This is a genomic window from Micromonospora sp. NPDC007230, from assembly GCF_042869115.1.
Taxonomy (GTDB): domain Bacteria; phylum Actinomycetota; class Actinomycetes; order Mycobacteriales; family Micromonosporaceae; genus Micromonospora.
Genome location: NZ_JBIAFE010000063.1, coordinates 1 through 6143 on the forward strand (window position 1 = coordinate 1; position 6143 = coordinate 6143).

Genomic DNA, 6143 nt, shown 5'->3' on the forward strand with positions numbered 1-6143 from the left:
CCGCCGTCGTCGACGGAGGGCAACAAGCGCACCGACTACGTGCTCAAGTGGGACCTGCGCAACAAGCTGACCGGCAAGAAGCTGTCGGAAACCACCCCGGCCATCCAGCCGCTGCCGCAGAACGTCGCCGTCGAGGAACCCACCTCCGACCAACTCGGTCTGGAAAAGTTCTACTCCTACGCGGGCAAGAACACCGGCGCCGGCGGCACCCTGATGAACAACCTGTACTCCGGCAACACCGTCTGGTCGTACAACGCGCTCAGCAACCCCTCCCGGGGCCTGTCCACGTTCGTGCGCCTGGCCTACAACTCCCTGGACACCAGCGACACGGTCGCCGGTTACGGGTGGTCGCTGCAGGCCAGCTCGATGATGCGCCTCGGCACACCGTTGGACTTCCACCCGAACCCGAACCCGACCAAGGTCACGTTCACCGACGGGGACGGCACCAGCCACTGGTTCACCTGGGACGCGGCCGCGAACGAGTGGAAGAGCCCCAAGGGCGTTCACCTGTACCTGCAGCAGAACAAGGCCTGCGACAACAAGAGCCAGGAACGCAAGGCCTGGCTGCTCACCAAGCCCGACCGCACGCAGTTCTTCTACGACTGCGAGGGCTTCCTCTCCAGCGTTGTCGACAAGAACGGCAACGAGATGGTGTTCACCTACGAGGAGCGGAAGTCGAACAACAAGCCGACGAAGTTCCTGAAGTACATCACCGACGCGACGGGTCGCAAGACCCTGACGATTGACTACTACGCCAAGGGTCAGGCGTTCGACTACATCGACGACACCACCTGGACCCGCAAGACCGGGACCAACCTGACCAACCCGAAGATCATCGACCACATCTCCCAGATCACCGACATCTCCGGACGCAAGCTCACCTTCACCTACACCGACAAGGGCCTGCTCGGTGAGCTGATCGATGGGTACGGCTCCAGCGGCACCATGGGCGCGCCCAAGGTGTTCAAGTTCGCCTACGACATGACGCAGGGGAACAAGAACGTCAAGCTGGTCAAGGTCACCGACCCGCGCGGCAACGCCACCAGCCTGGTCTACAACTACCCGCAGACCGGCGACGACCCGAAGTTCCACTGGACCACCAAGTCCTACACCGACCGGCTCGGCCACCTCAGCAAGTTCGGCTACGTCGACCCGGACGGTCCGCAGGGCAACAACATCAACGCCACGGTCACCGACGCCGAGAACAACTCGACCCAATATCAGATGGACGGCTACGGCCGGCCCACGCAGACCACCAACGCGAAGAACGAGGTCACCAAGCTCGAGTGGGACGACGACCACAACGTCACCAAACTCACCGAGAACAACGGCGCCGCCTCGACCTGGACCTACGACCAGAAGACCGGCTACCCGACCGAGATCAAGGACGCGGAGGCGGTCAAGAACAGCTCGCCGGGCACCGTGCTGACCTACCAGCGGCAGCTCAACGGCTATGTGGCTGACCTGACCGAGAAGACCAGCCCGGAGGGCAGGAAGTGGACCTTCGACTATGAGGCCGACGGCGACCTGTCCTGGGTCGTCGACCCGCTCGGCAGCACCACGCCCGACCCGGAGGACTACAAGACCTCCTACACCTATGACGCGTGGGGTCAGATGCTGACGGCCAAGGACGCCAACGGCAACGTCACCACCAACAGCAACTTCGACCCCAACGGCTACCCACAGACCATCACCGACGCCGACACGAAGCAGACGAAGTTCGTCTACGACGTACGCGGCCAGGTCCTCAAGGTCACCGACGCGCTCAACCACGACACCACCCAGACCTACGACACGTTCGGCCGTCCGCTGGAGAACAAGGTGGCCAAGAACCAGGTCACCAACGAGTGGATCACCACCCCGGCACCGAAGTACGACGCCAACGACAACGTCTACGAGTCGACTGCCCCGAACGGCGCTGTCACGACGGCGTCGTTTGATAAGGCCGACCAACTGGAGTATCTGCTGGCCCCGGTGGACGTCGCGGGTGACCCGCAGCGCAAGACGTCCTACACGTACGACAAGGTCGGCAACCTGCTGATCACCACTGAGCCGAAGGGCAACCTGACCCCGGATACGGGTGACTACGTCACCACCAATGGTTACGACGCGATCTACCAGCTCACCTCGGTGATCAACGCCAAGAACCAGAAGATCACCTACGAGTACGACAACGTCGGCAATGTCGTCACCGTGGTCGACCCGCGCAAGAACGCCACCGCCGACCCTGCCGACTACACCATGAAGCTGGAGTACGACCTGGCGCATCGGGTCACCAAGTCCATCGACGCGCTCGGCAAGTTCACCACCAGCATCTACGACCGGGACGGCCTGGTCACGGCCAGCACCGACCAGCTGGGCAACACCACCGAGGTCACCCTCGACGCCCGGGGCATGCCGACCCAGGTGAAGGTGCCGCACAAGAACGACGCCGGCACCATCACCTACCGCACCACGAAATACGAGTACGACCAGGTCGGCAACCAGACTAAGGTGATCAGCCCACGCGGGGTGGCCACCACCGACGACCCGGACGACTTCGCGACCGTCACCGTCTACGACAAGCTCAACCGGGTCAAGGAAACCCGCACCGCGTACGACAAGGACGACAGCCGCTACACCACCGCGGACGTCACCACCTACACCTACGACGCGGTCGGCCGCCTGGCCACCCAGTCAGCGCCACCGTCGTCGGGTGAGTCGGTGCGCAACGACACCACCTACACCTACTACGACAACGGGTGGACGAAGTCGTCGTCGGATCCCTGGGACATCGCCACCTCGTACGACTACAACGAGCTCGGCGCCCAGACCAGCCGCACGGTCACCTCGGCCGGCGGATCGTCGAACCGCACCATGACCTGGTCCTACTTCCCCGACGGCAAGCTCAAGTCCCGCTCGGACGACGGCGTCCCGGTCGGCAAGCAGGTCGTCCTGGTCGACAACTCCGACTTCAACAACACGTCGGCCACCGGCACGTGGACCGCCGCGAACACGGCCACCGGCAAGTACGGCACCAACTACGCCACCCGCCCGGCGGGCACCGGCACGAACACCTTCACCTGGCAACTCAACGTGCCACAGGCCGGCACCTACGAAGTGTTCACCCGCTACCCGACCGTCACCGGCGCCGCCACCGACGCCAAGTACACGGTCAACCACGGCGGCGGCACCACCGTCAAGGCGGTCAACCAGAGCACCAACACCGGCACCTGGGTCAGCCTCGGCTCCTACACCTTCACCGAAGGCAACACCCAGAAGCTGTCCCTTTCCGACCAGGCCACCGGAACCGTCGTCGCCGACGCCATCAAAATCGTCCGCGACAACACCGGCGAGACGGACAACGAAAAGCTCGACTACAGCTACCGCTACGACCCCAACGGCAACCTCACCACCATCATCGACAACACCCCCGGCACCCGCATCGACGCCTACTCGGTCAACTACACCGACCTCAACCAGGTGCAGACGGTCACCGAGAGCAAGTCCGGGACGACCAAGAACACCAGCACGTTCACCTACAACGAGAACAGCTCACCGCTGACGGTCACCCACGACAAGCAGTACGCCAGCTACGGCTACGACCCCCGCGACCTGGTCTCCACGGTCATCAACGGCACGTCCGCCACCGACCCCAACAGCAAGACCACCAGCTTCACCTACACCGACCGCGGGCAGAAAGCAGAGGAAACGAAGGGCAACGGCAACAAGGTCACCTACACCTATTACCTCGACGGGCTGCTCAACACCCAGGCAGAGAAGAAGCCCAACGGGACGCTGGTGTCGGAACACACCTACACCTACGACCCCAACGGCAACCGCACCCGCGACGTCGCCAAGAAGATGAACGCCGACAACCACTCGGCGTACCTCAACACCACCAGCGACTACACCTACGACCCGCGCAACCGCCTGGCCACCCTGACGAAAACCGGGGACGGCGCGGGCACCGAGACGTACATCCACGACGCCAACAACAACGTCATCAGCCAGACCGTCAAGGGTGCCACGACGACGTTCAACTACGACCGCAACCGGCTCCTCACCGCCAGCGCGGGAGGCGCGACCGCGTCGTACAACTACGACCCGTTCGGTCGCCTGGACACCGTCACCGCGGCCGGCACGGTCGTCGAGCGCAACGTCTACGACGGCTTCGACCACGTCATCGAAAACCGCAAGAACAACGGCGCCACCACCGCCACGACCAAGTACACCTACGACCCGCTGGACCGGACCACCACGAAGACCACCGACGTCGGGGGTGCCAAGGAGAAGACCACCACCTTCAACTACCTCGGCCTCTCCAGCGAGGTCTTGGACGAGGAGGTCGCAGGCAAGCTCACCAAGTCCTACCAGTACTCCCCGTGGGGGCAGCGCCTCTCCCAGATCACCCACAACAGCGACGGCACCCAGGAGAGCGCCTACTACGGATACGACCAGCACACCGACGTCGAGCAACTGACCGACGACACCGGCGATACCAAGGCCACCTACGGTTACACCGGTTACGGCAGTAACGACGATGCCCAGTTCACCGGCATCGACAAACCGGACGCGGCCGACCCGACCAAGGAGCCGTACAACGCCTACCGGTTCAACGCCAAGCGCTGGGACCAAAACTCCCAGTCCTACGACATGGGCTTCCGTGACTACAGCCCCGGCCTCAACCGGTTCCTGACCCGGGACAGCTACAACGGCGCTCTCGCTGACATGAGGCTCGGTCTCAACCCGTGGACCGGCAACCGGTACGCCTTCGGCGGTGGCAACCCCATCAGCGCGGTGGAACTCGATGGGCACGACTGCTGGAGTTGGGCACAAGGCATCTGTGACGCGGCGAGCGCGACAGCGAACTGGGTGAACCACAATTCCGACACCCTGCAGGATCTTGCTCTCGATGCCGCCGAGGTGGTTCTCGGCGCGGTGGCGACCGATATCGGCATCGGCATGATGGCGACGGGTGCCGCGGCCTGTGGGGTGACTCTGCCGCTCGTCGTGACGGGAGTGGGAGCCGTCGTCACCGCCGCAGGTTGCGCGGGTGGTGCCGCGCTCGCCGGGGCGGGCGTTCTGGTAGCTGGCCTGGGCATATACGCGATGGCCGACGGAATGTCCAGGGCGGTCAATGACGCGGGGAAGCTCGAGAATCCGCCGAAGGCCGGTGATGGGGCCGGGAGCGGGACCGGCGGCGGGCCACCGAAGGTCACCAAGACCAACGGACTCGACCCGGCCGATAGAAACCTGCGTAGGGAATGGGAGTCCAACGGTACGACTTATCAGATCAACACGGGGCACGGATTCAACCGTGCGCATCGCACTGGTACGGACCTGCGGAGCACAAACCTCACCCCGGACCAGGTCGAGCAGGCGATCATCGCTGATATCGAGAAGTTCAAGTCGGGTGGCGGTGCGCTTCCCCAAGTCGGGCGAAATGTGGGCACGGCGGAACGCACTATCGATGTGGATGGGCAATCGATCACCTACAACGCAGTCCAGATCGGTGCTGATAGGGTCGGCGTCAGCACGTACTGGCTCAACTGACGGGGATGTGGAGGCCGGATGGAAACATTGCTTGACCTGGCCCGGACGCTGGCGTCGGGTGAGTTCGGCGAGCGGGGTCTGGCCGAGGTCAGAGACATCGAGCAGGAGTTCGTCGAAGTGGTCACATTCGCACCGGCGGATGAGATCGTCGCCGTGCTCCATACCGTGCTCGACGAGGATTGGATGGGCCTACCGGTGTGGGCGCGCAATCTCGCGTACCGGATGGCCTGTCTACAGAGGCCGGACGATGCGGCTCTGCTGAGAGAGGCGGCGACGGACCTGCGAAATTTCGGTCCCGACTGGAATGACATCGCCGCAGCCATGAAGGAAAGAGCGGAGTCGCTGGAGAAGAATCAGAATTGAGAATGGCGACGATGCCCACCGGATGGACATCCGGTGGGCATCGTTCCGTGATGGGTGTCCCTATTTGCTGTTGTGTGGCAGGGGCACCACGGTGGCCGGCCGCGCAGATCGAAGAGCGAGACGACCTGCTCCGTTTCAAGTCGGACCACCGAGCCTTTTCCAAGCTGATCTTGCAGCTCAGGGCGGGTGTGGCGAGCCCGGAGATCGATGAGGGCGAGGCTCCAGGTAAGACAGCAGTCGACCAA

Annotated in this window: 2 protein-coding genes; both read left to right on the forward strand. The window is 63.6% G+C overall.

The annotated features are described in order from the left end of the window. Positions 1–5535 (forward strand): RHS repeat-associated core domain-containing protein (locus tag ACFYML_RS36405; protein ID WP_387424981.1); only part of this gene is annotated, 5535 nt, incomplete at its 5' end. Between the two features lie 18 nt (positions 5536–5553). Further along, complete coding sequence (locus ACFYML_RS36410) at positions 5554–5898, forward strand: hypothetical protein (RefSeq protein WP_387424982.1); 345 nt, start codon at positions 5554–5556, stop codon at positions 5896–5898. Positions 5899–6143: the final 245 nt, after the last annotated feature.

What these genes read in the sequence shown, in the direction of transcription:
- ACFYML_RS36410 (WP_387424982.1), top strand. Translation starts at nt 5,554, where the DNA reads ATGGAAACATTGCTTGACCTGGCCCGGACGCTGGCGTCGGGTGAGTTC.